The following is a 25945-nucleotide window of genomic DNA, read 5'->3' as shown; positions in this document are numbered from 1 at the left end:
CAACTAGAACAATTGTGCACGCCCGCCAACCGATGTGCGGCGACACCACGCGCTCGGCATGCTGATGCGCATGCGCCTGACTCCCCGCCGCCTCGCCGTCGGCATGAGCCTGTGGATCCCCAACCTCTTCAGCGGCATCCGCGTGAGACGCTTCGCCGAAGACTGGACCAGCGCGACCGTCGAGCTTCACGTGAACGTCTTCACGCGCAACTACGTCAAGACGGCGTTCGGCGGCTCGATGTCGGCCATGACCGACCCGTACTACTTCATGCTCGTGATGCACCAGCTCGGGCGCGACTACGTTGTGTGGGACACCCGCGGCGAGATCGAGTTCCTCAAGCCCGGCCGCGGCGTGCTCACGGCGCACTTCGAGGTGCCTTCGGAGAAGGCGCAGGAGCTGCGCGTGCGGGCGCGGGGCGGCGCGAAGGTGCTCGAATGGTTCGAGACCGAGATCACGGATGCCGAGGGCGACGTCGTCGCGAAAGTCCGGCGCGAGGTCTACGTGCGCGAGAAGAAGCGGATCACACAGGCTCGCGAGTGACCGGCGGGGCGCATCAGTGATCTGCGCGGTACTCCGTCGCGGTGAACCCGAGCACCGAACGGAAGTCGTTCGCGAGGTGCGCCTGGTCGGCGTAGCCGAGCTCGGCCGCGATCTCTACGAGGGCGACGCCCGGCTCCTCCCGCACACGCCGGGCCGCCTCCTGCAGGCGCCGGCGACGGATCATCGCCACGGGCGAGAGGCCCACCGTGCGGTGGGCGAGGCGCTGGAGCGTCCGCACCGACACGCGCAGTCGCTCGGCCGCGTCGTCCACGCGGAGGATGTCGGAATCCGTCATGAGCAGGTCCGCCATCGCGTTCGCGAGCCGTCCCTCGGGGGTGGGCGGGCCGACGCGCGCGACGAGCCGGTCCGCGAGCACGCCCGCCGCGGCCTCGACATCCGGCATCGCCGCCGTCACGGAGGCACGAAGACCGGACTCGTCGAGCACGGTGTCGCGATCCACGAGCTCACGGGGCGCGGCGTGAAGCCGGGCCAGTGCCGCGGGGCGCAGCAGCGCACCGACCCCCCAGCCGCTCCCCCGCAGCACTCTCTCGGTGAGGCGCGTCGACGCGCCCCACAGTCTCACGGCGTCCGGTTCCACGACCAGGTTCGCCGCCGGGTAGGCGAGCACGGGCTGTCGCGACTCGACGCCCGCCGGCAGGTCCCATTGCGGGATCCAGAACCACGACACGAGGGCGGATGCCTCGGCCGGCGGCTCGAGCCGCGTGAAGCGCGGCAGCCGCTCGGGGTACAGCACGCCGCGGTCGCGGTCGATCCCCGACTCGGTCACGGACGCCAGGGTAACCCCGGGCGCCGACGTGCAGGTCGTCGCGAATCTCCAAGCCTGCGGCACACGGCTCCCGCCACCATGGCGGGTATGAACACGATTCACACGACCGGCGCGACAGGCCGGTACACGACCGACGGTCGCCCGAACGGGGCGACCACGCTGACTCCCTACCTCGTCATCCGCCGCGCGAAGGCGGCCATCGAGTTCTATCGCGACGTCTTCGGGGCGCGCGTGACCGACGTGACCGAGTTCGACGGGCTCGTGGTCCACGCGGGGCTCGACTTCGGACTCGGACGGCTCGAGATCGGCGAGCCGAGCCCGCAGTACGGCACGGTCGCCGCACCCGAGGGCGAGGACGACTGCTACTCGGTCGGCATCTACGTGCCCGACGTCGATGCCGTGACCGCACGTGCGGTCGCGGCGGGGGCGACGGTGCGCGAGGAGCCCTCCGCGTTCGTGTCGGGCGACCGCTTCTCGAGCATCCGCGACCCCTTCGGCGTGCGGTGGTCGATCATGACGCGCGTGGAGGATCTCTCCGAGGAGGAGAGCACGGCCCGCATCTCGGAGTGGGCGGCTTCTGCCGGCCAGGGCTGACGCCGTCGCCCGCTCCACAGGAGGTTCGACCTTCCGCCGGATGCTCGTGCGCGAGACGTCCTGCGGAGGGCTCGATCTCCTGTGGAGGATTCAGCGAGCGGACTCACTCTCGAGCGCGTCGAGGAGCGCCGGGAGCAGGGCCTCGGCGGTCCGGCGGTAGCCCATGGCGCTCGGGTGGAAGCGGTCGAGACTGAACATCTCGTCGGGCTGGGTCACGAAGAACGGCCCCACCGCCTGCCGAAGCGACACCGCCCGCGCGCCGAGGCGCTCCGCGGCCGCGGCCTGCGCGTCGGCCAGCTGCCGCGAGAGCCGGGATCCGAGGGCCCGCAGCGGCTGCGGCACCGGCCGCAGCGCGCCGAGGTCCGGACACGTGCCGACGATCACCGCCGCGCCGCGCGCCTGCAGGCGCTGGATCGCGACCTCGAGGTGACCCACCGACGTCGCCACGGGAACCCGGTGGGTGACGTCGTTGCCGCCTACGACGATCACGGCGAGGTCGGGGCGGTAGCCGGCGGGCAGGCCGTCGACCTGCTCGGCGAGCAGCGACGACTCCGCCCCGACGATCGCGGCGGTGCGCAGGCTCACCGGTCGGCGCAGCCGCCGCGCGAGGCCCTTCGCGAGGCGAGCGCCGAGTGTGTCCTTGCGCCGTTCCGCCCCGAGGCCGGCAGCGATCGAGTCGCCGAGCACGACCAGCTCGAGCGGCTCGCCGTCGAAGCGCCGGCGCCACACACGGTCGGCGTCGAGCGCCTCCTCCCCCAGCGGCTTGCCGATCCGGCGGCGCGCGATCGCGGCCTGTCGCGACAGCATCGCGCGGCCGCCGAGCAGCACCAGCGCGGCGCCGAGGGCGAGCCCGAGGACGCCGACCAGGACGGCACGCGGCGTCGTGTCACGCGAACGGGACATGCCGTCATGACACCGGGCACAGGTGAACGGATGCCGTCGCGGGGGTGTCGAACGTGGTTCGGAGCCGACTACGACCCGAGGAGGTCCGCGACCGCGGCCGCGATGCGGCGCTCGCGAGTCTCGGGCCGCTTGGCCTCGGCGACGGAGCGCGCGATCTCCTTGCGCCGTGAATACGTCAGCCCATCGAACGCGGCTCGTGCCCCGGCATCCGCCAGCGCCGCGGCCAGGTCGTCCGGCACCTCGACCTCGCGTTCGGCCGTATCGAGATCGATCGTCGCGTCGACCTCGTCGCCGATGTCGACGCCGAGCTGCGCGCGCACCGCCTTCGACAGGCCGATCACGTTGCGCCCGCCCATCACCGCGAGACGGAGGCGGGCGGTGCGCTCGCCGATGCCGACGACGACCGCGGCGCGCTTGCCGCCGCCGAGCTCGTCGACGTGGGCGTCGGTGAGCTCGATCGCGGTGGCGGGACCGAAGGGCTCGAGAACGGTGTGGATGCGCAGAGTCACGCGTCGATCATGCCCGACGCCGCCGTGCTCGCGGAACCGCGGCACCCGCCGTCCGCACGGGCGCGCTATTGTTCGCGCGTGACCACCCCCTCCCTCCAGCGCCGCCTCGGCCTCGGAGACGCGGTCTTCGTCGGTCTGGGCGCGATGATCGGCGCCGGCGTGTTCGCGGTGTGGGCGCCGGCGGCGGATGCCGCGGGCACTGGCCTGCTCGTAGGCCTCGCGATCGCGGCGATCGTGGCCTTCGGCAACGCGACGTCGTCGGCGCAGCTGGCTGCCGCGCACCCGACATCGGGCGGCACGTACGCCTACGGGCGTGCCGAGCTCGGACCATGGTGGGGTTTCGTCGCGGGCTGGGGATTCGTGATCGGCAAGACCGCGAGCTGCGCGGCGATGGCGCTCACGTTCGCCGCGTACGCCGCCCCTCCCGGATGGGAGCGCCCGGTCGCGCTCAGCGCGGTCGTCGCGCTCACGGCCGTGAACTGGTTCGGCATCACGCGCACGGCCCGCCTGGCGCGCATCATCGTGGTGGTCGTGCTGCTGGCGCTTGCGGTGGCCGTCGCCGCCACGTACGCCGCGCCGCGCGCCGACGCGTGGTTCGACCCGGCGACCCTGACCTCCGGCGGCGGCTACGGCATCCTCCAGTCAGCGGGCCTACTCTTCTTCGCGTTCGCGGGATACGCGCGCATCGCCACGATGGGCGAGGAGGTGCGTGACCCGCAGCGCGTGATCCCACGGGCGATCGTGGTGGCGTTCCTCGTCGCGCTGGCGGTCTACGCGATCGTCGCCGTCGCCGTGCTGAGCACGCTCGGACCTGCGGGCACCGCCGGATCGACTGAGCCGGTCGCCGATGCCGCCGCGGCGTCGGGCTGGGCATGGGCGCAGCCGGTGGTCCGCATCGGCGCGACCGCCGCGTCGCTCGGGGCACTCCTCGCCCTCATCGCCGGCGTGAGCCGCACGACGTTCGCCATGGCCCGCGAGCGCGACCTGCCGACCGATCTCTCGGCGGTGCACCCGCGGTGGCACGTGCCGCATCGGGCCGAGCTCGCCGTCGGGGCGGCCGTCCTGCTGCTCGTCTCCGTCGTCGACCTCCGCGGGGCGATCGGCTTCTCGTCGTTCGGCGTGCTGCTGTACTACTTCGTCGCGAACGTCGCGGCGTTCCGGCAGGGCTCGCCGGCGCGCCGGTACCCGCGCGCACTCCAGGTCGTGGGAGCGATCGGATGCCTCGTGCTGGCGGTCACGCTGCCGTGGCCGTCCGTCGTCGCGGGAGTCGGCGTCGTCGCGGTCGGCGTGCTCTACCGCGCGCTTCGGCTGCGGTTCACGAGAGCGGCTTGACCTCGAGCGCGTCCCGCGCGGCACCGGCCGACACGGTCGCGAACGCGGTGTAGCCGTCGGACGCGGCACGCTCCAGCAGCGCCTTGAGGTTCTTCGTCCGCTGCTCGAGGCGCACGCGCGACCCCTCGGCCACGAGCGCCGCCTTGACGGCGAGCAGCTCCCCCTCGGGCACGTCGCGATCGTGGACGAGCACGACCGCCGGGGCCGCGGCATCCGTCCGCTCCGGCACGAGGTCGACGATGCGCTCGAAGCCGATGGAGAATCCCACGGCGGGGACGTCCTGCCCGAGGAAGCGGCCGATCATGCCGTCGTATCGGCCGCCGCCGCCGAGCGAGTACTCGACGCTCGGGTGGGCGAGCTCGAAGATCGTGCCGGTGTAGTAGCCCATGCCACGCACCAGGAACGGGTCGAAGACGAGCGGGATGTCCGCCTCGGTCGCTGAGCCCGTCGAAGCGCGTGCGGCGGCCACGGCCTCGCCGATGCCGACGAGGTGGGCCACGATGTCATCGGGCGCTTCGTCGGGAAGCGCCTTGCGGATCTGTCGCTCGCCGTACGGGTTGTACTCCATCGTCATCGGGCGGCGCAGGAACGCCTCGAACGCGTCGACGGCCGACGCCGTCGCCCCGCGGTCGCGCAGCTCGGCGACGATGCCGTCGTGCCCGATCTTGTCGAGCTTGTCGATCGTGATGAGCACGCCGGGCCGCTCCTCGGGCGCGAAGCCGAAGGTGTCGAGCATGAAGTCCAATGCCCGCCGGTCGTTGATCCGCACAGAGCCGCCCTCGAGTCCGAGCGCGTCGAGCGTGTCGAGGGTCGCCACCACGAGCTCCGCCTCGGCTCGGGACGAAGGATCGCCGATGACGTCGATGTCGCACTGCATGAACTGGCGGTAGCGCCCCTTCTGCGGGCGCTCGGCGCGCCACACCGGCGCGATCTGGACCGAGCGGAACACCGTCGGCAGCTGCCCGCGGTTCGTGGCATAGAAGCGCGCGAGCGGCACCGTCAGGTCGTAGCGCAGGCCGAGGTCGGTCAGCGCCGCCGGATCGTCGGCCGCCGCGCGGATCGCGTCGGCGTCGAGGCCGCGCTTGAGCACGTTGTACGCGAGCTTCTCGTTGTCGCCGCCGATGCCGGCGTGCAGGCGCCCGTACTCCTCCATGACCGGCGTCTCGATCTCGTCGAACCCGTGCGCGCGATAGCGCTCGCGGATGACGGCGAGCACGCGCTCGCGACGGACCTTGTCGGCGGGGAGGAAGTCGCGCATGCCGCGCGGCGGGTTGACGGATGCCACGAACCCATCTTTCCAGGTCGGGGCTGCCGATCGATTCCGTCGTGTCGTCCGCGGCATCCCGGGCCGCTCAGCCGGCCACGCGCGTCGCGAGATCAGGTGATCTCACGGGCGGAGGAGGTTTGCGCGTCGCTCGTCCTACCCCGGTGACATCACCTGATGTCGTCGCGGCGGGAAGCCTCAGTCGCGCGGATGTCTCCCTCGAGTCCGCGCAGGCGCTCGCGCAGCGCGCGCTCGGCGTCCCACCCGTTCGCCCGCGCCGTCGCGACCAGCGCCAGAAGCGCGTCACCCAGCTCGGCCTCGGACGCCGGGGCCGCGCCCGCCGGCGCCGCGACTCCGAGCTGGGCCGCCTTGCCCACGAGCTTCTGGGCGAGCGCGAGACTCGGCATCCGTTCGCTCACGCCATCGAGCACGCTCGTGCGGGTGCTCTTCTCGGCGGCCTTGGCGGCGTTCCAGTGCACCAGCACCTCTTCGGGCGTGGTCGCGACGGCGTCGCCGAAGACATGCGGATGCCGGCGCACCATCTTGTCGGTCAGTCCGCGGGCGACGTCGTCGATGTCGAACGGGTCGTCGGGATCGCGCGACGCGATCTCGGCATGGAACAGCACCTGCCACAGCAGGTCGCCGAGCTCTTCGCGCAGCTCGGCGCGCGTGCCGTCCTCGACGGCGTCGATGAGCTCGGCGCTCTCTTCGACGAGGTACGGGACGAGCGCGCGGTGGTCGATCTGCTGCGTCCACACGCACCGGTCACGCACCGCGCGCATGACCTCCGCCGCCTCGCGCAGCGGATCGGACGGCCGATCCTCGCCGGGCGGGGTCACGTGGTGCTCGCGGCGCTCGTCGCCGCCTGCCGTCGGTAATGCCATGCCCGCCACGATACGAGCCCGCCGGCCAGGATGAGCGAGAGCACCGAACCGGCGAGGACGCCGAGGGTCGCCTGGTCGCGCAGCGCCGGTTCGCCGCCGAACGCGAGCTCCGACAGCAGCAGCGACACGGTGAACCCGATGCCGCCCAGGGCGCCGGCGGCCAGAAGGTCGGTGAAGCGGAGCGCCGGCGCGCCGGTGCGACCGGGTAGCCGCAGCGAGAACCAGCCGAACACGGAGATGCCGACGATCTTCCCCACCGGGAGCGCCACCAGGACGCCCCAGAACGCCGGCGACAGCTGCGACAGCGGCACGGCGGGGATCATGACGAGCGCAGCCGAGAAGGCGAAGACGGGCAGCACGACGCCGTTCACCCACGGCTCGAGCACATGGCGCGTGCGCAGCGCCGGCTGCTGAGCCATCGCGAGGCCCAGCGCGACTCCGGCGATCGTCGCGTGCACGCCCGACAGGTACACCAGCACCCACGTCGCGGCGGCGAGGACCACAAGGGCGACGAGGACGGGCACGCGGGCGCGGGTGTCGAGCTGACGACTCAGGAAGCCGAACAGCACCACCGCGACGGCTGCGAGCACGAGCATCAGGAGGTCGACGCCGTCCGTGAAGAGCACGGCGATGAAGACGATCCCGACGATGTCGTCGAGGATCGCGAGGGCGAGCAGGAAGATCCGAAGCGCCGGCGGCAGTCCCTTGCCGAACACGGCGAGGACGCCCAGCGCGAAGGCGATGTCGGTGGCCGTGGGAATCGGCCAGCCGTCGGCGGCGTCGGACCCCGCGGCGACGACGAGGTAGATCGCGATGGGCACCAGGACACCGCCTGCCGCCGCGATCGCCGGCTGCAGAGCCTTGCGCGCGGAGTTGAGCTGACCGCTCGTCAGCTCGAACTGCAGCTCGACGGCGACCACGAAGAAGAAGACGGCGAGCAGGCCGTCCTTGATCCAGTGCGAGACGCTGAGCTCGAAGACGCCGGGGATGCCGAGATACGCGTGCATCGCGCCGTCGACCGCCGGCCACAGCGGCGAGTTCGCGACGATCAGCCCCAGCGTCGCGGCGAGAAGGAGCATGATCGCCGGGAAGCGTGCGGAGCGGAGGAGCTTCATAGGACCTTCCGTGGGTCGGGGTCGACTGATGGTGCGCCGACCAGACTTCCCGGCTCTCCGTGGTCGAGTCTATCGTCGAGCCCCCCGCGAGCCGGGCCCCGGCACACGCTGTCACACGTGACATCGGCGAAACGCGGCGCGGCTAGCCTGGAACGATGCGCGAACCGACCCACACCGAAGCCATCGACCTCGTGGGGCGCTTCGAGGCCGAGCAGAAGATCCCCGAGCGCATGCGCGCCGACGTGAGCATGCTCGGAGCCCTCCTCGGACGCGTGCTGCGCGAGAGCGGCTCCCCGGGGCTGTACGAGGACGTCGAGCGGCTGCGCATCGCGACGATCCAGGCCTACACCGACGAGACGCCCGAGGCCTTCGCGCGCGCCGCCGAGATCGCCGACTCGTTCACGGTCGAGCGGGCCGACGAGGTCGCTCGGGCGTTCACGGCCTACTTCCACCTCGTGAACCTCGCCGAGGAGCATCAGCGCGTCCGCATCCTGCGGGAGCGCGACGGGCGTCCCGACCGCGAGGAGGCCACCGACTCCGTCGCCGCCGCGTTCGTGCGCCTGGCCGCTGAGATCGGCGACGACAGCGCGCTCACGCGGCTGCAGAGCATGCGCTTCCACCCGGTCTTCACCGCGCACCCCACCGAGGCCCGTCGTCGCGCCGTGTCGTCCAGCATCCGGCGCCTGGCCGCCCTGCTGGAGGAGCACGACGCGTCGGTGCGCAACGGCGCGGATCAGAGGCGCGCCGAGCGACGCATGCTCGAGGAGGTCGACACCCTGTGGCGCACCGCGCCGCTGCGCCCCGAGAAGCCGTCGCCCGTCGACGAGGTGCGTGCGGTGATGGCGGTGTTCGACGAGACCCTCTACACCGCGGTGCCGCACGTCTACCGCCGCGTCGACGACGCGCTGCAGGGCCCGGCGGCGGGGAGCCGAGCACCCGTGGTGCGTCCGTTCGTGCGGATCGGATCGTGGGTCGGCGGCGACCGCGACGGCAACCCGTTCGTGACGGCATCCGTCACCCGCAAGGCAGCGGCGATCGCGTCCGAGCACGTGCTGCTCGGCCTCGAGCGCACCGCCAGCCGCGTCGGGCGCACTCTCACGCTGGACGCCGCCACCACTCCGCCGAGCCCCGCTCTCGTGGCGCTGTGGCAGCGTCTCAAGGCCGCCGACGAGGACGCGGCGAAGGAGATCGCGAAGCGCTCGCCCGACGAGCCGCACCGGCGCATCCTGCTGCTCCTCGCTCGCCGGATCGAGGCGACGAGGCTGCGCAACGCCGACCTCGCATACACCGACCCCGAGCAGCTGCTCGCCGATCTGCGCGTGGTGCAGGACTCGCTCGTGCAGGGCGGCGCGCCGCGGCAGGCCTACGGGCACCTGCAGCAGCTGCTGTGGCAGGTCGAGACGTACGGCTTCCACCTCACCGAGCTCGAGGTGCGCCAGCACTCCGCCGTGCACGCGAAGGTGATCGCCGAGCTGGATGCCGCGGCAGCCGGCGCGCCTCGCAGCGAGCTCGCTGAAGAGGTGCTCGAGACGATCCGCACCATCGCGTTCCTGCAGGAGCGGTACGGTCCCCGGGCGGCGGGCCGGTACATCGTGTCATTCACGCGGTCCGCCGACGACCTCGCCGCGGTCCACCGTCTCGCCCGCTACGCCGTGGGTCCTGATGGCACGCCCCCGGTGCTCGACGTCATCCCGCTGTTCGAGACGTTCGCCGACCTTCAGGCGGCGCCCCGCATCCTCGCCGAGATCGTCGAGCACCCGGAGTTCGCGGCTCGCCTGCAGGCCACGGGCCGTCGGCTCGAGGTGATGCTCGGATACTCCGACTCGTCGAAGGACGTCGGACCCGTCGCCGCGAATCTCGCGCTCTACGAGGCGCAGGCGGCGATCGCGGCATGGGCGCAGCGCCAGGGCATCGAGCTGACGCTCTTCCACGGCCGCGGCGGCGCGCTCGGCCGAGGGGGCGGGCCGGCGAACTCCGCGATCCTCGCGCAGCCGCCGCACTCGGTCGACGGCCGCTTCAAGCTGACCGAGCAGGGCGAGGTCATTTTCGCGCGGTACGGCGACCCCGCCATCGCGATGCGGCACATCGACCAGGTCGCGGCGGCGATCCTGCTGGCCTCGGCTCCCTCGAACGAGGAGCGCAACCGCGCGGCCGCCGAGGAGTACGCCGACGTCGCGAGGACCATGGATGCCGCCTCCCGCGAGCGCTTCTTCTCGCTCGTGAAGGCGCCGGGGTTCGCGCCCTGGTTCGCTCGCGTCACCCCGATGGAGGAGATCGGGCTGCTCGCACTCGGCTCGCGCCCCGCGCGGCGCGGCCTGTCGGTGGAGTCGCTCGAAGACCTGCGGGCGATCCCGTGGGTGTTCGCATGGACGCAGGCGCGCATCAACCTCGCCGGCTGGTTCGGTCTCGGAACGGCGCTCGACGCCGTCGGCGACGAGGCGCTGCTGCGGCGCGCCTACGCCGAGTGGCCGCTGTTCCGCACGCTCATCGACAACGTCGGCATGAGCCTCGCGAAGGCCGACGACCGCATCGCGCGGCTGTACCTCGAGCTCGGCGACCGCGACGACCTCGCCGAGCTCGTACGCGACGAGATGCGCCTCACGCGCGACTGGGTGATCCGGGTGACCGGCGGCACCGAGCTCCTCGCGGGCAAGCCGGTGCTGCAGCGCGCGGTCAAGATGCGCAGCCCCTACGTCGACGCGCTGTCGTTGCTGCAGCTGCGCGCCCTGCGCGCCTTGCGCGACACCCCCGAGGGCGCGCCCGTCGACCCCGAGCAGCAGCGACTGCTGCTGTTGTCGGTCTCGGGCGTGGCAGCCGGCCTTCAGAACACCGGCTGACGCGCGTCGCTGCGACGGATGCCGCGCGCCGGGGTTAGCGTGGCGGCATGGCACGGATGATCGTCGCCGAAGCATGTCCCACGTGCGGCTCGTTCGAGGTGCGCGCGGTCGAACCGCGCTGGTTCGCCGTGGACCTCGACCGCCGCGCCGAGCTCGACAGCGCCGAGTCGGACGGTGGCTGGGTCGAACGCGTCGAGTTCGCCTGCCACGACTGCGGTCTGCACTGGGACTGAGCGAAGGATGCCGCGAGCCGCGCGGCGGGCCCACGCGGCCAGAGACTCCGCGCAACGCGCCAGCGGCGTGTGGAAGGGGCCGTGGGGACCGTTCAGTCGATGCGCCGGTCGTCGGCGTGCCGCGCGAGGCTGCGCCCGTAGCGCTCGGTGAGCTGCACCATGAGGTCGGGGGTCTCGCGGTCGAGCCCGAACACGTAGCCGGGGAAGTCGAGCTCGCGCTGCGCCGCCCAGATGTCGTCGTGGCGTTCGGGTGGCAGCACCTGCAGCGGGTCGCCGACCGCGACCCAGCCGATCGGCACCACCGTCTCGGGCGGCAGGGTCGTGCGCAGATGCACGACGCCGTTGATGCGCACCTCGCTGCGCGCGCCGATGTGCGCGCCGTTGAAGACGCGCGTGCCCGTCGCGAGGAACACCTCCTCCTCGATCACAGCGCCCGAGATGCTCGCCATCGGCCCGACCAGCACGTGGTCGGCGATGTGCACCGGGTTGGTCGCGGTGGCGCGGATGAGCGCGTTCTCCATCACGATGATGTTCGCACCCAGGGTGATGGGGCCGCCCTCGGCGGTGACCACCGCGCCGTGCAGGATCTGGCAGTCCGCGCCGATCTCGACGTCGCCGCTGATGACCGCCGTCGCCGCGACGACCGCGTCGGGATGGATGCGGGGCTGTGCCCCGAGGTGCTCGAAGCGCATCGGTCCTCCTCGTGCGGGCCAGCGTAGCGCGGCGACGTCGTCGCCGGCATCGCAGGCCGCGCTACGCTGGTGGTTCCCGTCCCTGTCGTCGCGCCTCTGTCGCGCAGCCCGGGCCGCCGCGCACAATCCGCGTCGCCGTCCGCATCCTCCCGCGAACCCGCGGGCACGCTCCACCGACACGGGACCCCCGTTCGCTCCGGCCAGAAAGCTCCACCGTGACCGAGACCCTCTCCGCCGTTCCCGCCGTCGTGCGCGACGTCTACGCCACCGTCCAGGCGCGCAATCCGCATGAGCCCGAGTTCCAGCAGGCCGTGCACGAGGTGCTGGAGTCGATCGCGCCCGTGCTGGACGCGCACCCCGAGTTCGTCGACGGCGGCATCGTGGAGCGTCTCGTCGAACCCGAGCGGCAGATCCTCTTCCGCGTGCCGTGGGTCGACGACAGTGGCCGGCTGCAGGTCAACCGCGGCTTCCGCGTTCAGTTCTCGTCGGTGCTCGGTCCCTACAAGGGCGGGCTGCGATTCCATCCCAGCGTCAACCTGTCGATCATCAAGTTCCTCGGCTTCGAGCAGATCTTCAAGAACGCCCTCACCGGCCAGGGCATCGGCGGCGCCAAGGGCGGCAGCGACTTCGACCCGCATGGGCGATCGGATGCCGAGATCATGCGCTTCTGCCAGTCGTTCATGAGCGAGCTCTACCGGCACCTCGGCGAGCACACCGACGTTCCGGCGGGCGACATCGGCGTCGGCGCGCGCGAGATCGGATATCTCTTCGGCCAGTACCGCAAGATCACCAACCGCCACGAGTCCGGCATGTTCACCGGCAAGGGCGTGCAGTGGGGCGGTGCCGAGGTGCGCACCGAGGCGACCGGATACGGCGCGGTCTTCTTCGCGCAGGAGATGCTCGCGATGCGCGGCGCATCGCTCGAGGGAGCGCGCGTGGGCGTGTCGGGATCGGGCAACGTCGCGATCTACGCCATCAAGAAGGCCTGGCAGCTCGGCGCGACGCCGGTGACGGCATCCGACTCCTCCGGCTACGTCGTCGACGACGCCGGCATCGACGTGGACCTGCTGCGCCAGATCAAGGAGACCGAGCGCGCCCGCATCTCGGAGTACGTCGCCCGGCGCCCCGGCGCCCGATTCGTCGAGGGCGCACGGCCGTGGCAGATCCCGGTCGACATCGCGATCCCCTCTGCGACGCAGAACGAGCTCGACGAGAGCGACGCCGGGACGCTCATCGCGAACGGCGTGCGTGCGGTCGCCGAGGGCGCGAACATGCCGTCCACGCCCGGCGCGGTGGCGGCTTTCCAGGAGGCGGACGTGCTGTTCGGCCCGGGCAAGGCGGCCAACGCCGGCGGTGTCGCGACGTCCGCGCTCGAGATGAGCCAGAACGCCGCCCGCCAGCGCTGGAGCTTCGACGACAGCGAGGCGAAGCTGCGGGCGATCATGAAGGACGTGCACGATGCGGCCTTCGACGCCGCGGCGCGCTACGGTCGTCCCGGCGACTACGTCGTGGGAGCGAACTCCGCGGGCTTCGAGCGCGTCGCGCACGCGATGCTCGCGCAGGGCGTGATCTAGGGTCGCCCCAGGGAGGTGCCCATGCCCATCGTCGACAACGGCGTGTACGTCGCCGGTCACCGGATCCAGAATCCGGAGAGCCTGCAGCAGACGTTCGAGTACACGCGCGCCCAGGGCGGGATGGCGTGGATCGGACTCTTCCGTCCGACTCCCGAGGAGATCGCGCAGGTCGCCGACGAGTTCGCACTGCATCCGCTCGCCGTCGAGGACGCGCTCAGCGGGCACCAGCGGGCGAAACTGGAGCGATACGGAGACATCCTGTTCGTCGTGCTGCGCCCGGCGCGCTACATCGACGAGACAGAGACGGTCGAGTTCGGCGAGCTCCACGTGTTCGTCGGACCCGACTTCGTCGTCACCATCCGCCACGCGGAGTCCCCCGACCTCGCACGGGTGCGGCGCCGCCTCGAGGGTCAGCCCGAGCTCCTCGCCTTCGGGCCCGAGGCGGTGCTCTACGCGATCCTCGACGAGGTCGTCGACGAGTACGTCCCCGTCACGGCGGGAGTCGAGAACGACATCGACGAGATCGAGGACTCCCTCTTCTCGGGCGGCGGCGAGGTCCCGCTCTCCAAGCGGATCTATGACCTCGCACGCGAGGTGATGTCGCTCCAGCGCGCCGTCGCGCCGCTGTCGGAGATGCTCGACGCGCTTCTCCGCGGTGCCGACAAGTACGGCGTCGATCCCGAGCTGCTGCCCGCGCTGCGCGACGTGCACGACCATGCGCTGCGCACGATCGACAAGATCACGGCGTTCCGCGCAATCCTCGACAACGCCCTCACCGTCCACGCGACGCTCGTCACTCAGCGGCAGACCGACACGGCGCTCGCGCAGAACGAGCAGGTGAAGAAGATCTCAGCGTGGGCGGCCATCCTCTTCGGCCCGACGCTCGTGGGCACGATCTACGGGATGAACTTCACCTACATGCCCGAGCTCGAGTGGCCGCTCGGCTACCCCATGGCCCTGGCGCTCATGGCCGCGACGAGCGCGACGCTCTACCTCGTGTTCCGGCGCCGGCACTGGCTCTGACCGGCGGGATCCGAGTCACGCCGTCGCCGCAGCCGGACCCTCGCGCTCGGCGACTCCCGCCGGCGCGCCGGCGCCGCCGGCTGCCGTGGCATGCGTCTCGCTCTTCTGCGGCCACAGCTGCTCCAGCAGCTGAGCGACCCACGCGATGAGGTCGGCATCGGCCATCGGATCGCCGCCTGCGGTGGGCAGGGGCACCACGAGCGCTTCACCGCCCGAGAGCAGCTTCGCCTTCGGGTACAGCCGCTGCAGCCGGACCCGCATCGAGTCGGGCAGGCTCGCCGGTGCGAGCCGCAGGTTCGGGCCCATCGCGACGACATCCGCGAGCCCCGCCTGCCCGGCCCGACGCCGCAGCCGCGCCACGGCGAGCAGGCCCTCGACCTCCGCGGGAGGCTCGCCGTAGCGGTCGGTGAGCTCTTCGACCACGAGATCGATGGCGTCGTCTTTCGCCGTGACGGATGCCGCCGCCGAGAGCTTCTGGTACGCCTCGAGGCGCAGCCGCTCGCTGTCGATGTACGACTCGGGAATGCGCGCCTGCACGGGCAGCTCGAGCCGCAGCTCGGTCGGCCCTTCGGTATCTTCGCCGCGGAACGTCGCCACCGCCTCGCCGATCATCCGGAGGTACAGGTCGAAGCCGACGCCGGCGATGTGGCCCGCCTGCTCGGCGCCGAGGAGGTTGCCCGCACCGCGGATCTCGAGATCCTTGAGGGCCACCTGCATGCCCGACCCGAGGTCGTTGTTCACCGCGATCGTCTCGAGGCGGTCGGCGGCGGTCTCGCTGAGCGGCTTCTGCTCGTCGTACAGGAAGTACGCGTACGCGCGCTCGCGGGCGCGACCGACGCGGCCGCGCAGCTGGTGGAGCTGCGACAGCCCGTACTTGTCGGCACGGTCGATGATGATGGTGTTGGCGTTCGAGATGTCGAGCCCCGTCTCGACGATCGTCGTGCAGACGAGCACGTCGAACCGTCGCTCCCAGAACGCGTCGACGACCTCTTCGAGTGCGTGCTCCCCCATCTGCCCATGCGCGACGGCGATGCGCGCCTCCGGCACGAGCTCGGCCAGCTGAGCGGCGACGCGCTGGATCGACGACACCCGGTTGTGGACGAAGAACACCTGGCCCTCGCGCAGCAGCTCGCGACGGATCGCGGCCGCGATCTGCTTGTCGTTGCGCGGACCGACGTACGTGAGGATCGGATGCCGGTCCTCGGGCGGCGTCTGCAGCGTCGACATCTCGCGGATGCCGGTGACCGCCATCTCGAGCGTGCGCGGGATCGGCGTCGCGCTCATCGCGAGGATGTCGACGTTCGTCTTGAGCTTCTTCAGCTTGTCCTTGTGCTCGACGCCGAACCGCTGCTCCTCGTCGATGATCATGAGGCCGAGGTCCTTGAACAGCACGTTCTCGGTGAGGATGCGGTGCGTGCCGATGACCATGTCGACGGTGCCGTCGGCGAGGCCCGCGACCACCTCGCGCGCCTGCTTGTCGGTCTGGAAGCGCGAGAGCGCCTTGACCTTGACCGGGAATCCGGCGAACCGCTCGGTGAAGGTCTCGAGGTGCTGCTTGACCAGGAGGGTCGTCGGCACCAGCATCGCGACCTGCTTGCCGTCCTGGATCGCCTTGAAGGCCGCACGCACGGCGACCTCGGTCTTGCCGAAGCCCACATCGCCCGACAGTAGTCGGTCCATCGGGATCGGCTTCTCCATGTCGGCCTTGATCTCGTCGATGGTCTGGAGCTGGTCGGGCGTCTCGGCGAACGGGAACGCCTCCTCCAGCTCGCGCTGCCAGGGCGTGTCGGGCCCGAACGCGTGCCCCTTCGCCGCCATGCGCGCCGAGTACAGCTTGACCAGCTCGACCGCGATGTCGCGGACGGCCCTTCGGGCCCGGCTCTTGGCCTGGGCCCAGTCGCTGCCGCCCATCTTCGACAGCGCGGGCGCCTCGCCGCCGACGTAGCGCGACAGCAGGTCGAGCTGGTCGGTCGGCACGAACAGCTTGTCGCCGGGGTACCCGCGCTTGGAGGGCGCGTACTCGAGCACGAGGTACTCGCGCACGCTCTTGATCGCGTTGCGTCCGCCCGTCGAGACCTCGCGCTGCGTCAGCTCGACGAACTTGCCGATGCCGTGCGTCGCGTGCACGACGTAGTCGCCGGCCTTCAGCTGCAGCGGGTCGACGACCGCCTTGCGCCGCGACGCGAGCTTCTTGACGACGCGCTGGTCGCCGCCGATGGTGCGCCCGTAGAACTCGGACTCGGTGAGAACCGCGAGCCTGGCGTCCGGCACCTCGAAGCCGCGCTCGAGCTCGCACAGCACGACGTGCGCGACCCCCGGCTCGGGGGCGTGCAGCACCTCGTCGACCTTGCGGGCCGCGATCCCCCGCTCGGCGAGCACATCGCGCGCACGCTCCACCAGACCGGCTCCGGATGCGGCGACCACGACGCGCCAGCCGTCCGCGAGGAGTGCGCCGACGTGCTCGGTCGCGCCGTCGACGTTGCCGTGGAAGGACGGCACCGCACTGCCGGGCACGCGGATGGCCGCGGCCGCCTCGAGTGCGACGTCGATGTCGTCGGCGGTGTCGAGCAGGCCTTCGGCCGCGGCATCCGCCTCTCCGGAGTCGAACGAGCTGAGCGTCCACCACACGCCGCCGTGCTCACGGGTCGCGTCGCGCAGGGCGGGGAGGGTGAGGAAGTCGCCTGCGCCGAGGTCGACCGGGGTCTTCGCGCCCGCGGTCGCGGCGCTCCACGCGGCGTCCAGGAACTCGCGGTTGGTCTCGCCGAGCGTGATCGCCCGCGTGACCGCGCGCTCCGGCTCGACGAGCGCGACGGCGGCCCCGTCGGGCAGATAGTCCACGAGCGTCACCAGACGGTCGACGACTGCGGGCAGGAGCGATTCCATGCCCTCGACCGGGATGCCCTCGGCCATCTTCTCGAGCATCGCCGACAGGCCGGGGAACTCGTCGCGCAGCTGCCGCGCACGGCCTCGCACCGCATCGGTGAGCAGCAGCTCGCGGCTCGGGAGCAGCATCACCTCGGGCACGTCGCCGGCGAGCGACCGCTGGTCGGCGACCGAGAACGCCCGGATCTGGTCGACCTCGTCGCCGAAGAACTCGATGCGGTACGGGTGCGGCGCCGTCGGCGGGAAGACGTCGAGGATGCCGCCGCGCAGCGCGAACTCGCCGCGACGCGACACCATGTCGACGCGGTGGTAGGCGAGCTCGACGAGCCGCGCGGAGACATCGCCGAGATCATGGCCGCGCCCGCCCACGGCGAGCTCGACGGGCGGGACGTCGGTGAGCCCGGCTGCCAGCGGCTGGATCGCGCCGCGCACGGACGCCGTGATGACGAGGGGCGTGGCGGCGTCCCAGCGGGCGACGCGAGCCAGGATGTCGAGCCGCGCGCCCACCGTCTCCGCGCTCGGGCTCAGGCGCTCGTGGGGCAGCGTCTCCCAGGCCGGGAAGTGCAGCACCTCGGCGCCCGGCACGAGCGCGCCGAGGGCAGGGCCGAGCGACTCGGCCCGCCGCCCCGTCGGCGCGACGAGCAGGATCACCGGCGGCCGGCCCGCCGCGCGCCGGCGCTCGATCAGCGCCGCGAGCAGTGGCGCGTCGAGTCCTTCGACGAGCGAGAAGTCGGCATCGACGGATGCCGCGGCCACCGCGTCCCGGAAGGGTTCAGCCTGTTCGAGGGCGCGCACTATCCCGGGAACTGTCACCGCACGAGTCTACGTCGCGGCACCGACGCGCCGGCTCTCGGACTCCTAGGATGATGCCGTGACCGACCCCGCCGAGCGTGCCGACCCCGCGCAGCCAGAGACACCGCCGCCCGCGGCCGGGCCCTGGGCTCCGCCCGGAGCCGCGCCGTTCGGAGCTCCCGCGGGCCCACCCGCGTCCGCCTCGCATATCGGCGGGCCGGGGGCGAAGGGTGCCGTGTACGCCCCTCCCCCGGGTTACGCGCCGCCAGCGGGGTACATGCCCGGCCCCGCCGTCCCGGGGGCGCCGGGCGCGGCATCCGGATACCCGCCTGCCGCCGTCGCGGCCCCCCGAGCGCGGCGTGGCAGGGCCCTGGGCGTCGTCGCCCTGTTCCTGGCGCTCCTGGCCGCCGGCGGCGCGAGCGTCTTCGCGGCGCTCGCGAGCTTCAACATCGGCCTCGGCACCGGCCGCGAGATCGCGATGCGCGCGCTCGACGCCGACTTCGACTGGTCGATCCTCACCCCGGTGCGCGACTGGGTGCTGCTGGGCGAGGTCTCGTTCTGGGCGGGCACGCTGCTCGGCATCACCGCTCTCGTGCTCGGGATCGTGGCGATCGTGACGCGTCGCGGCCGCGGCGCCGGCATCGCCGCCGTCGTCATCGCCGCGCTCGGCCCGCTCGTGTTCGGCCTCGTGGTGCAGGGGTTCCTCACGGCGGGCTTCGCCGCCGGCAGCGGCGTCGGCGGCTGATCCCGCGACCGCGCGAATCAGACGCGCGGCGCGTGGTGCTTCTGCTGAGCGGCGAGGAGCCCCTCATCGACGAGCTGCTCGACCGCATCGGCGGCGTCGCCGAGGAGGATCGGCAGGTTCTTGCGCTCGCTCGCCCCGAAGGGGTCGAGCACCCAGTCCGCCGGGTCCTGCCGCCCGGTCGGGCGCCCGATGCCCACGCGTACGCGCGCGAAGGCGTTCGAGTCGAGCGCCTTGGCGACATCGCGCACGCCGTTGTGGCCGCCGTGACCGCCGCCTGCTTTGAGCTTGATCGTGTCGAACGGGATGTCGAGCTCGTCGTGCACGATCACGACATGCTCGGGCGGGACGCCGTAGAACCTGGCGAGTCCGGCGACGGGGCCGCCAGAGACGTTCATGAAGGTGTTGGGCTTCGCGAGCACGAGCTTGGCACCGCCGGGGCGCAGCCACGTCTCGGCGACGCGCGCGTTCGCCTTGTGCGCGCGGAAGGACTCGCCGCGACGCCCGGCCAGCTCGTCCACGACGAGTTGCCCGACGTTGTGCCGGGTCAGTTCGTAGCGGGGTCCGGGATTGCCGAGACCCACGATCAGCCACGCCTGTGCCATGTCGTCCATCCTGCCCGAACGGGCTCTCGCAGAGACAGGACGAGGGGGCGCGGCATCCGCACCCCCTCGTCGACAGCCTTCGAGCCGCTTACTCGGCCGCGCCCTCTTCGGGGGCCTCGGCGGCCTCCGAAGCCTCGGCCTGCTCGGCGGCGACCTCGGCGTCGGCCTCGGCGATCTCCTCCTCGGCAGCCAGCGTGGCGGCCGGGACCGAGATCGCGACGACGAGCACCTCGGGGTCGGCGACCAGCGTCGCGCCCGTGGGCAGCTTCAGGTCGGCGGCCGTGATGTGCGTGCCGTCCTCGAGGCCCTCGACGTCGACCTCGATGTGCTGCGGGATGTGGGTCGCCTCGACCTCGAGGGCGATGGTCTGCGCGTCGAGGTTCGCGATCGTTCCGGCGAAGGGCTCGCCGACGACGACGATCGGCACCTCGACCTGGACCTTCTCGCCCTTCTTGACGACGAGGAGGTCGATGTGCTCGATGATCTGGTGCACCGGGTCCTTCTGGACGTCCTTGACGAGCGTCAGCTGGTGGGTGCCGTTCACATCGAGCTCGAGCACCGCGTTCGCGCGGCGGATGAGCAGCGCGGTCTGGTGACCGGGCAGTGCGACGTGCACGGGGTCGGTGCCGTGGCCGTAGATGACGGCGGGGATCTTGCCGGCGGCGCGCAGGCGGCGGGCGAAGCCCTTGCCGAAGTTCTCGCGAAGCTCGGCCTGGACCTTGGTGTCGGGTTCAGTCGACATGGGGTTCTCCTCCGGGCACGGATGCCCGTTCATCGTGGGGCTGCGCGGTGGCGGGCCCGGGGTATGTGGGTTTGTCTCGACTCGAACGCGCACGCGTGAGGAAGCCAACGGGCCTGCTTCACCGCGTCGATCACGGATGCCTGAGCCCGCAGCGACCCGCGGGCGCGAGGCATCCCTCGCCGAAGTTCGACACGAGTCTACCAGCGACGCCGGTACGCTGAGGAACGGACGTCTCACGAACCGCCCGACGGAGGAACCCATGGAATACGGCTTCTTGTCTCACGCGCTGCTGTGGCTCATCGGCGCGATCGCGGCGATCGGCGCACTCGGCACGGTGCTGGCGTTCTGGGGCCTCGGCCGGCAGGCGTACCGAAAGGACTGAGCAGGCCGCCCAGCGGCGCGACTCTCAGGCCTCGGCCGGTTCGCGCAACCGTGCGATCGCCTCGTCCGCGACCTCGAGCGGAGGCCGGTCGTTGGCGACCACCACTCCCCGCTCGTCTGGCTCGAGCGGTTCGAGAGCGGCCAGCTGCGAGGCCAGCAGCGACGACGGCATGAAGTGCTCGCGGGAGCTCATGCGGCGCGCGAGCTCTTCGGGCGTCACCTCGAGCTCGACGAACACCGCGTCAGGCGCCCCGGCACGGATCCGGTCGCGATAGCGGCGGGCGAGCGCGGAGCACGCGACGACCGCTCCCCCAGCAGCATCCCGCAGCGTCTGGGCCACGATGTCGAGCCACGGCCCGCGGTCCTCGTCGGTGAGCGGCGTCCCGGCCGCCATCTTCGCGACGTTCTCGTCGGGGTGCAGGTCGTCGGCGTCGACGAACGGCACGTCGAGCCGCGTCGCGAGCACGGCGCCGACGACGGACTTGCCCGACCCGCTCGGGCCCATCACGACGATCCGGGATGCCTCTGCCACGGCTGCCACGCTACCCTCACATTCCTTCGTGCACGGCCGTGAGAAGCCGGCCACGCGGCGTAACACGCGTGGGCCAGACTCTAGGCTGGATGTGTCCCACGATCTCAGGAGCATGCGTGTCTTCGAACGACTCCTCGCCTGTCGGCGAACCGGCCCAGACGAACATCTCGACCGACCAGGATCAGGCGCCGGATGAGGCGACGACGGCGCATGAGGCGGGTCCGGCGCCGGAGGATGTGGCTCGTGCGACGCCGGAGCCTGCGGGTCCGGGCGGGGTGGTCACGGCGACGGCGAACATCGGCGTGGTGGGTCTGGCGGTGATGGGGTCGAACCTGGCCCGCAACCTGGCCAGTCGTGAGGGCAACACCGTCGCGGTGTTCAATCGGTCGCGGTCGAAGACCGACGAGCTGCTCGCGGTGCACCCGGAGGCGGGTTTCGTGCCGGCGTTCTCGTATGAGGAGTTCGCGGCGTCGCTGGTGAGGCCGCGCACCGCGGTGATCATGGTCAAGGCCGGTGCGGGCACGGATGCCGTGATCGACGCGCTGGTGCAGGTGTTCGAGCCGGGCGACATCATCGTCGACGGCGGCAACGCGCTGTTCACCGACACCATCCGCCGTGAGAAGGCGGTGCGCGAGACCGGCATCAACTTCGTCGGCATGGGTGTCTCGGGCGGTGAGGAGGGCGCGCTGCTGGGCCCGTCGCTGATGCCGGGCGGCTCGGACGAGTCCTGGATCACGCTGGGCCCGATCCTGCGCTCGATCGCGGCGGTCGCGGAGGGTGAGCCGTGCGTGACGCACGTCGGCCACGACGGCGCCGGGCACTTCGTGAAGATGGTGCACAACGGCATCGAGTACGCCGACATGCAGCTGATCGCCGAGGCGTACGACCTGATCCGCCGCGGCACCGGCAAGACCCCGGCCGAGATCGCCGAGGTGTTCGCGGAGTGGAACCGTGGCGAGCTGGAGTCGTACCTGATCGAGATCACCGCCGAGGTGCTGCGTCAGGTCGACGCCGCCACCGGCAAGCCGCTGGTCGATGTCATCGTCGACCAGGCCGGCGCGAAGGGAACCGGCGCGTGGACGGTGCAGACCGCGCTGTCGCTGGGCGTGCCGGTGTCGGGCATCGCCGAGGCCACCTTCGCCCGCTCGCTGTCGTCGCACCCCGAGCAGCGCGAGGTCTCCCGCGACCTGCCCGGCGCGGAAGAGGACCTCGAAGTCGAGGACGCCGACGCGTTCATCGAGGACGTGCGCCTCGCGCTGTACGCGTCGAAGATCGTCGCCTACAGTCAGGGCTTCGATGAGATCCGCGCCGGCGCCGCGGAGTACGGCTGGAACATCGACCTCGGCGCCATCGCGAAGATCTGGCGCGGCGGCTGCATCATCCGCGCCCAGTTCCTCAACCGCATCACCGACGCATACGCCGCCGACCCCGCGCTGCCCGTGCTGCTGACCGCGCCGTACTTCGTCGACGCGCTCACCCGGGCACAGGGCGCGTGGCGCCGCATCGTGTCCACGTCGGCGAGCTCCGGCATCCCCGCCCCCGCGTTCTCGTCATCACTGGCCTACTACGACGGTCTCCGCGCAGAACGCCTCCCCGCCGCCCTCATCCAGGGCCAGCGCGACTTCTTCGGCGCCCACACCTACCGCCGCATCGACAAGCCCGGCACCTTCCACACCCTCTGGTCCGGCGACCGCACCGAGATCGAAGCCGAAGACACCCACTGACACAGCCCGACGGGCTCAGCGATCGCCGATGCGATGCTGAGCCCGTCGTCGCGTTCTCGCGCGTCTTACGCGGGCCGCACGTTGTGGTTGCGGCAGAAGACGTTGGCCGGGTCCCATTCGCGCTTGATCGTCGACAGGCGCGCCATCGTCTCCGGCGGATACATCCGCTCGGCCCACGACGGGTCGGTCGAGGTCGTGAAGTTGCCGTAGACGCCGGCGCCGAGCGCCTCGATGGCGTCCCACGCGCGCGTCACCTCGGCGCGCTTCTCGTCGTCGAGCATGCCGGGCACGTCGAACGCGCCGGCCATCGCGAACCACGTCGCGTCCCGCGCGGGGAAGGGCGAGTCGGCCTGGGCCACGTCGCCGTATGCGCCGCCCAGCGAGCGGAGGAACACGACGGACGCGGGGTTCTGCTCGCGGAAGGTCACCAGCCAGTCGATGGCGTCATCGCTGAGCTCGCGCAGCAGCGTGTTGCCCCCGACGAATCCGGGCATGGGATGCTCGGGGTCGAACTCGGGCGTCTGCAGCAGGATGTCGAAGTACTGCTGCGCGCCGAAGGCGCGCTCCGTGATGCCGTGTGCATCGCGCAGCGGGGCGAGGGCGCTGCGCGCGGCGTCTTCGTCGGAGCCGATCCACACCGCGGTGATGGTGGCTCCCGCGGGCGCGCTCGGATCCATCGGAGGCACGTCCATGTACGTCGCGGTGAGGTCGCGCGGCGCGGTCTTCATGAGTTCGCGCAGGGCCCGCAGCGCCGGCCGGGCGTCACCCTCGATCCCGAAGACGGCGTGCACGACGCCGTCGAGGGGGTGCGCCTCGAAGTCGAACCGGGTCACGACGCCGAAGTTGCCGCCACCGCCGCGCAGCGCCCAGAACAGCTCGGGGTGCGCCGACGCCGACACCTCGACGACGTCGCCGCGTGCGGTCACGAGCTGGGCGCCGACCAGCTGATCGGAGGCGAGGCCCCACGCGCGCACCATCCAGCCGATGCCGCCGCCGAGCGTGAGGCCGCCGACGCCGACCGACGCGGTGTCGCCCGAGCTGAGGCCGAGCCCGTGGGCGGACAGGGCGCGTGCGATGGCGCCCCACTGCGCGCCACCGCCGACGCGCACCAGGGTGCCGTCGACCGAGACGTCGTCGAGTGCCGAGAGGTCGATGGTGACGCCGCCGGGGACCTGGCCCCACGCGCTGTGGCCGCCGCTGCGCACCATGACGTCGAGCCGCTCGGCGGCGGCGTAGCGGAGGGCGCCCCTCACGTCGTCGACGCTCGAGGCACGGACGACGACGGCGGGTTCGCCGATGCCGGAATGGAATCTGCGGGCGGCGTCCCAATCGGGGTCGCCCGGACGGATGACGGTGCCGCCGATGGCGGTCGTGAGCTCGTCGATGGTCATGACCGCAAACATAGGACCCGCCGCCGACATCCGGGAGTGTGTTCGCCGTCAGCGAGGCGAGGGGAACCGCCGCCCGCCCCCGTCGCGCCGTAGGCTCGTCGCCATGGCGAGCATCCTGTACATCGGCGGCACCGGCACGATCAGCGCGGCGTGCGTGCGACGCTCCGTCGCCCAAGGCCACGAGGTCACGGTGCTCAACCGCGGCACTGCGCGACGTCCGCTGCCCGACGAGGTGCAGGTCCTCCAGGCCGACGTGCGCGACGTCGGTGCCGTGCGGGCGGCGCTCGGCGGGCGCGAGTTCGACGTCGTGGCCGAGTTCCTCGCGTTCACGCCGGACCACGTCGCCGCCGATCTCGACGTCTTCGCGGGGAACACGGGCCAGTACGTGTTCATCAGCTCGGCATCCGCCTACCAGAAGCCGCCCCGTCGTCTGCCCGTGACCGAGTCCACCCCGCTGCGCAACCCGTTCTGGCAGTACTCGCGCGACAAGATCGCCTGCGAAGACCTGCTGGTGGCCGCGTACCGCGATGGCGGCGTGCCGGTCACGATCGTCCGCCCGTCGCACACGTACGACGAACGGCTTCTCCCCACTCTCGGCGGCTGGACCGACATCGCCCGCATGCGCGCGGGCCGTCCGGTGGTCGTGCACGGCGACGGCACGAGCCTGTGGACGATCACGCACAGCGACGACTTCGCGGTCGGATTCACAGGGCTGCTGGCCAACCCCGCGGCGATCGGGGAGTCCTTCACCATCACCGGCTCTCATGCGCCGACGTGGAACCAGATCTACGGCTGGCTCGCCGACGCCGCGGGCGTCTCGGAGCCCGATCTCGTGCACGTCGCGTCCGAGACGATCGCGGCGTTCGAGCCCGAGCTCGGACCCGGGCTCCTGGGCGACAAGGCGCATTCCGTCGTGTTCGACACCTCGAAGATCACAGCACTCGTGCCGGAGTTCCGGCCCACGATCACCTTCGACGAAGGCGCACGACTCATCATCGAGTACTACGACGCGCATCCGGACGCGCAGCGCGCGGACGCGGGCCTCGACGCGCTGTTCGATCGCATCGTGGCCCACGCCCGCGCCGCCGGGTAGCGTCAGCGCAGCAGGTCGCGCACCGTGCCGCGATCCAGTCGCAGCCGACGCCGCGCGCGCCGCGCGACCGCGGAGTCATGGGTCACGACGATCAGCGTGAGCCCCTCGCGATGGAGCGCCTGCAGCACCGCCAGGATCTCGTCGCGCATGCTCTCGTCGAGGTTCCCGGTCGGCTCGTCGGCGAGCAGCACGCGCGGCCGCTTCACGATCGCCCGTGCGATCGCGACCCGCTGCTGCTGACCGCCCGACAGCTCACCGGGCCGGTGGTCGGCGCGTTCGTCCAGCCCGACGTGCGCGAGCGCGGCGTCGACGCGTTCGCGTCGCTCCGCGCGGTCGAGGCCGAGCGGCTCGAGTGCCATGTCGACGTTCTCGTGCGCGGTCAGCGTCGGGATGAGGTTGAAGCCCTGGAACACGAACCCGACCTCGTGCGCGCGGACGCGCTCCAGCTGCCGTCCGGTCGCGGACGCGAGGTCGGTGTCACCGAGCATCAGCGAGCCGGCCGTGGGACGGTCGAGAGCGCCCAGCAGCTGCAGCAGCGTCGACTTGCCGCCGCCGGTCGGGCCCTGGATCGCGACGAAGTCCCCCGCCGCGATCTCGAGGTCGACGCCCGCGAGCGCCTTCACGACGCGGCCCTTCTGCGTATAAGTGCGGGTCACGCCCGAGAGGCGGTAGAGCGCCGCGGGCGCGGCATCCGGAGCGGGATCGGGCGCGATGTCGATCATGGTCATGTCTCGTTCTCCTGTCGTGTCGTCGGTGTCTGTGAGCGCAGGCG

The 25945-nt window shown here is 71.8% G+C and carries 24 protein-coding genes; 11 read left to right on the top strand and 13 right to left on the bottom strand.

Annotation, left to right across the window (positions count from 1 at the left end):
- Nucleotides 1-70: 70 nt before the first annotated feature.
- The gene (locus AC3ANN_RS06295) at nucleotides 71-541 is read left to right on the top strand and encodes a PaaI family thioesterase (RefSeq protein WP_488340131.1); all 471 of its coding nucleotides are present in this window, start codon (nucleotides 71-73) and stop codon (nucleotides 539-541) included.
- A gap of 13 nt (nucleotides 542-554) precedes the next feature.
- Here AC3ANN_RS06295 and AC3ANN_RS06290 read toward each other — a convergent pair whose 3' ends face one another.
- Nucleotides 555-1328, bottom strand: coding sequence for a helix-turn-helix domain-containing protein (locus tag AC3ANN_RS06290; protein ID WP_488340130.1), 774 nt, complete (start codon nucleotides 1326-1328; stop codon nucleotides 555-557).
- An 87-nt stretch (nucleotides 1329-1415) separates the two neighbouring features.
- Here AC3ANN_RS06290 and AC3ANN_RS06285 point away from each other — a divergent pair, with 87 nt between their 5' ends.
- Nucleotides 1416-1922, top strand: coding sequence for a VOC family protein (locus AC3ANN_RS06285; protein WP_488340129.1), 507 nt, complete (start codon nucleotides 1416-1418; stop codon nucleotides 1920-1922).
- Between the two features lie 90 nt (nucleotides 1923-2012).
- On the opposite strand, the gene AC3ANN_RS06280 is transcribed toward AC3ANN_RS06285, so the two are convergent.
- Both AC3ANN_RS06280 and AC3ANN_RS06275 read right to left on the bottom strand, forming a co-directional pair.
- Nucleotides 2013-2825 (bottom strand): SGNH/GDSL hydrolase family protein, encoded by an 813-nt coding sequence (locus AC3ANN_RS06280; RefSeq protein WP_488340128.1) that lies wholly within the window; start codon nucleotides 2823-2825, stop codon nucleotides 2013-2015.
- Nucleotides 2826-2893: 68 nt separating this feature from the next.
- Nucleotides 2894-3334: a YdeI/OmpD-associated family protein gene (locus AC3ANN_RS06275; protein WP_488340127.1), complete on the bottom strand. Its 441-nt coding sequence runs from the start codon at nucleotides 3332-3334 to the stop codon at nucleotides 2894-2896.
- A gap of 78 nt (nucleotides 3335-3412) precedes the next feature.
- Between AC3ANN_RS06275 and AC3ANN_RS06270 the strand changes: the two genes are divergently transcribed.
- Nucleotides 3413-4666 carry an APC family permease gene (locus AC3ANN_RS06270; RefSeq protein ID WP_488340126.1) on the top strand — a complete coding sequence of 418 codons (1254 nt, stop codon included), beginning with the start codon at nucleotides 3413-3415 and terminating at the stop codon, nucleotides 4664-4666.
- Here AC3ANN_RS06270 and hisS read toward each other — a convergent pair.
- The 3 genes from hisS to nhaA all read right to left on the bottom strand — a co-directional run bounded on the left by hisS (nucleotide 4650) and on the right by nhaA (nucleotide 7929).
- Nucleotides 4650-5924: a histidine--tRNA ligase gene (gene hisS / locus AC3ANN_RS06265; protein WP_488340790.1), complete on the bottom strand. Its 1275-nt coding sequence runs from the start codon at nucleotides 5922-5924 to the stop codon at nucleotides 4650-4652. The two genes, AC3ANN_RS06270 and hisS, sit on opposite strands and share 17 nt — an antisense overlap.
- Nucleotides 5925-6100: 176 nt before the next feature.
- Nucleotides 6101-6712 (bottom strand): nucleoside triphosphate pyrophosphohydrolase, encoded by a 612-nt coding sequence (locus AC3ANN_RS06260; RefSeq protein ID WP_488340789.1) that lies wholly within the window; start codon nucleotides 6710-6712, stop codon nucleotides 6101-6103.
- A 53-nt stretch (nucleotides 6713-6765) separates the two neighbouring features.
- On the bottom strand, nucleotides 6766-7929 hold the full coding sequence (nhaA, locus tag AC3ANN_RS06255) for a Na+/H+ antiporter NhaA (RefSeq protein WP_488340125.1): 1164 nt from the start codon (nucleotides 7927-7929) through the stop codon (nucleotides 6766-6768).
- Nucleotides 7930-8084: 155 nt separating this feature from the next.
- Here nhaA and AC3ANN_RS06250 point away from each other — a divergent pair, with 155 nt between their 5' ends.
- Together AC3ANN_RS06250 and AC3ANN_RS06245 are read left to right on the top strand one after the other, a co-directional pair.
- A complete protein-coding gene (locus tag AC3ANN_RS06250; RefSeq protein WP_488340124.1) occupies nucleotides 8085-10766 on the top strand; it encodes a phosphoenolpyruvate carboxylase in 2682 nt (893 codons plus the stop codon).
- Between the two features lie 47 nt (nucleotides 10767-10813).
- On the top strand, nucleotides 10814-10999 hold the full coding sequence (locus AC3ANN_RS06245) for a hypothetical protein (protein WP_488340123.1): 186 nt from the start codon (nucleotides 10814-10816) through the stop codon (nucleotides 10997-10999).
- Between the two features lie 92 nt (nucleotides 11000-11091).
- Here AC3ANN_RS06245 and AC3ANN_RS06240 read toward each other — a convergent pair whose 3' ends face one another.
- Complete coding sequence (locus AC3ANN_RS06240) at nucleotides 11092-11691, bottom strand: gamma carbonic anhydrase family protein (protein ID WP_488340122.1); 600 nt, start codon at nucleotides 11689-11691, stop codon at nucleotides 11092-11094.
- A gap of 215 nt (nucleotides 11692-11906) precedes the next feature.
- Between AC3ANN_RS06240 and gdhA the strand changes: the two genes are divergently transcribed.
- Both gdhA and AC3ANN_RS06230 read left to right on the top strand, forming a co-directional pair.
- Nucleotides 11907-13265 carry an NADP-specific glutamate dehydrogenase gene (gene gdhA / locus AC3ANN_RS06235; RefSeq protein ID WP_488340121.1) on the top strand — a complete coding sequence of 453 codons (1359 nt, stop codon included), beginning with the start codon at nucleotides 11907-11909 and terminating at the stop codon, nucleotides 13263-13265.
- Nucleotides 13266-13286: 21 nt separating this feature from the next.
- Nucleotides 13287-14288, top strand: a complete 1002-nt coding sequence (locus AC3ANN_RS06230) for a magnesium and cobalt transport protein CorA (protein ID WP_488340120.1) — start codon at nucleotides 13287-13289, stop codon at nucleotides 14286-14288.
- 15 nt (nucleotides 14289-14303) lie between these two features.
- Here AC3ANN_RS06230 and mfd read toward each other — a convergent pair whose 3' ends face one another.
- Nucleotides 14304-17984: a transcription-repair coupling factor gene (mfd, locus tag AC3ANN_RS06225; RefSeq protein WP_488340119.1), complete on the bottom strand. Its 3681-nt coding sequence runs from the start codon at nucleotides 17982-17984 to the stop codon at nucleotides 14304-14306.
- Nucleotides 17985-18042: 58 nt separating this feature from the next.
- Here mfd and AC3ANN_RS06220 point away from each other — a divergent pair, with 58 nt between their 5' ends.
- Complete coding sequence (locus tag AC3ANN_RS06220; protein ID WP_488340118.1) at nucleotides 18043-18708, top strand: hypothetical protein; 666 nt, start codon at nucleotides 18043-18045, stop codon at nucleotides 18706-18708.
- A gap of 17 nt (nucleotides 18709-18725) precedes the next feature.
- On the opposite strand, the gene pth is transcribed toward AC3ANN_RS06220, so the two are convergent.
- Nucleotides 18726-19310: an aminoacyl-tRNA hydrolase gene (pth, locus tag AC3ANN_RS06215; RefSeq protein WP_488340117.1), complete on the bottom strand. Its 585-nt coding sequence runs from the start codon at nucleotides 19308-19310 to the stop codon at nucleotides 18726-18728.
- An 88-nt stretch (nucleotides 19311-19398) separates the two neighbouring features.
- Nucleotides 19399-20052, bottom strand: coding sequence for a 50S ribosomal protein L25/general stress protein Ctc (locus AC3ANN_RS06210; RefSeq protein ID WP_488340116.1), 654 nt, complete (start codon nucleotides 20050-20052; stop codon nucleotides 19399-19401).
- A 259-nt stretch (nucleotides 20053-20311) separates the two neighbouring features.
- Between AC3ANN_RS06210 and AC3ANN_RS06205 the strand changes: the two genes are divergently transcribed.
- On the top strand, nucleotides 20312-20434 hold the full coding sequence (locus tag AC3ANN_RS06205; protein ID WP_488340115.1) for a hypothetical protein: 123 nt from the start codon (nucleotides 20312-20314) through the stop codon (nucleotides 20432-20434).
- A gap of 24 nt (nucleotides 20435-20458) precedes the next feature.
- Here the strand turns inward: AC3ANN_RS06205 and AC3ANN_RS06200 are convergent, their stop codons facing one another.
- Entirely contained in the window at nucleotides 20459-20938 is a 480-nt protein-coding gene (locus tag AC3ANN_RS06200) for a gluconokinase (protein ID WP_488340788.1), read from the bottom strand.
- A gap of 302 nt (nucleotides 20939-21240) precedes the next feature.
- Between AC3ANN_RS06200 and gndA the strand changes: the two genes are divergently transcribed.
- Nucleotides 21241-22689 (top strand): NADP-dependent phosphogluconate dehydrogenase, encoded by a 1449-nt coding sequence (gndA, locus tag AC3ANN_RS06195; protein WP_488340787.1) that lies wholly within the window; start codon nucleotides 21241-21243, stop codon nucleotides 22687-22689.
- 65 nt (nucleotides 22690-22754) lie between these two features.
- Here gndA and AC3ANN_RS06190 read toward each other — a convergent pair whose 3' ends face one another.
- Nucleotides 22755-24080, bottom strand: a complete 1326-nt coding sequence (locus AC3ANN_RS06190; RefSeq protein ID WP_488340114.1) for an FAD-binding oxidoreductase — start codon at nucleotides 24078-24080, stop codon at nucleotides 22755-22757.
- Nucleotides 24081-24183: 103 nt separating this feature from the next.
- On the opposite strand from AC3ANN_RS06190, the gene AC3ANN_RS06185 reads away from it, so the two are divergent.
- Nucleotides 24184-25173 carry an SDR family oxidoreductase gene (locus tag AC3ANN_RS06185; RefSeq protein ID WP_488340113.1) on the top strand — a complete coding sequence of 330 codons (990 nt, stop codon included), beginning with the start codon at nucleotides 24184-24186 and terminating at the stop codon, nucleotides 25171-25173.
- A gap of 2 nt (nucleotides 25174-25175) precedes the next feature.
- On the opposite strand, the gene AC3ANN_RS06180 is transcribed toward AC3ANN_RS06185, so the two are convergent.
- Complete coding sequence (locus AC3ANN_RS06180) at nucleotides 25176-25901, bottom strand: ABC transporter ATP-binding protein (RefSeq protein WP_488340112.1); 726 nt, start codon at nucleotides 25899-25901, stop codon at nucleotides 25176-25178.
- Between the last annotated feature and the right edge of the window lie 44 nt (nucleotides 25902-25945).

Source organism: Microbacterium sp. STRO-2N (assembly GCF_057747775.1).
Note: the sequence above shows the minus strand (reverse complement) of the source record. Positions and strands in the feature narration are given on the sequence as shown.

Bases quoted from the DNA above. Each gene is read 5' to 3' on its own strand.
- AC3ANN_RS06185 (WP_488340113.1), top strand. From the start codon at position 24,184: ATGGCGAGCATCCTGTACATCGGCGGCACCGGCACGATCAGCGCGGCG.
- AC3ANN_RS06260 (WP_488340789.1), bottom strand. From the start codon at position 6,712: ATGCGCGCGGTGCGTGACCGGTGCGTGTGGACGCAGCAGATCGACCAC.
- AC3ANN_RS06190 (WP_488340114.1), bottom strand. From the start codon at position 24,080: ATGACCATCGACGAGCTCACGACCGCCATCGGCGGCACCGTCATCCGT.
- AC3ANN_RS06200 (WP_488340788.1), bottom strand. From the start codon at position 20,938: ATGGGCCCGAGCGGGTCGGGCAAGTCCGTCGTCGGCGCCGTGCTCGCG.
- AC3ANN_RS06250 (WP_488340124.1), top strand. From the start codon at position 8,085: ATGCGCGAACCGACCCACACCGAAGCCATCGACCTCGTGGGGCGCTTC.
- AC3ANN_RS06245 (WP_488340123.1), top strand. From the start codon at position 10,814: ATGGCACGGATGATCGTCGCCGAAGCATGTCCCACGTGCGGCTCGTTC.
- pth (WP_488340117.1), bottom strand. From the start codon at position 19,310: ATGGCACAGGCGTGGCTGATCGTGGGTCTCGGCAATCCCGGACCCCGC.
- AC3ANN_RS06240 (WP_488340122.1), bottom strand. From the start codon at position 11,691: ATGCGCTTCGAGCACCTCGGGGCACAGCCCCGCATCCATCCCGACGCG.
- AC3ANN_RS06210 (WP_488340116.1), bottom strand. From the start codon at position 20,052: ATGTCGACTGAACCCGACACCAAGGTCCAGGCCGAGCTTCGCGAGAAC.
- AC3ANN_RS06230 (WP_488340120.1), top strand. From the start codon at position 13,287: ATGCCCATCGTCGACAACGGCGTGTACGTCGCCGGTCACCGGATCCAG.
- nhaA (WP_488340125.1), bottom strand. From the start codon at position 7,929: ATGAAGCTCCTCCGCTCCGCACGCTTCCCGGCGATCATGCTCCTTCTC.
- AC3ANN_RS06285 (WP_488340129.1), top strand. From the start codon at position 1,416: ATGAACACGATTCACACGACCGGCGCGACAGGCCGGTACACGACCGAC.
- AC3ANN_RS06180 (WP_488340112.1), bottom strand. From the start codon at position 25,901: ATGACCATGATCGACATCGCGCCCGATCCCGCTCCGGATGCCGCGCCC.
- hisS (WP_488340790.1), bottom strand. From the start codon at position 5,924: ATGCGCGACTTCCTCCCCGCCGACAAGGTCCGTCGCGAGCGCGTGCTC.
- AC3ANN_RS06205 (WP_488340115.1), top strand. From the start codon at position 20,312: ATGGAATACGGCTTCTTGTCTCACGCGCTGCTGTGGCTCATCGGCGCG.
- AC3ANN_RS06295 (WP_488340131.1), top strand. From the start codon at position 71: ATGCGCCTGACTCCCCGCCGCCTCGCCGTCGGCATGAGCCTGTGGATC.
- AC3ANN_RS06280 (WP_488340128.1), bottom strand. From the start codon at position 2,825: ATGTCCCGTTCGCGTGACACGACGCCGCGTGCCGTCCTGGTCGGCGTC.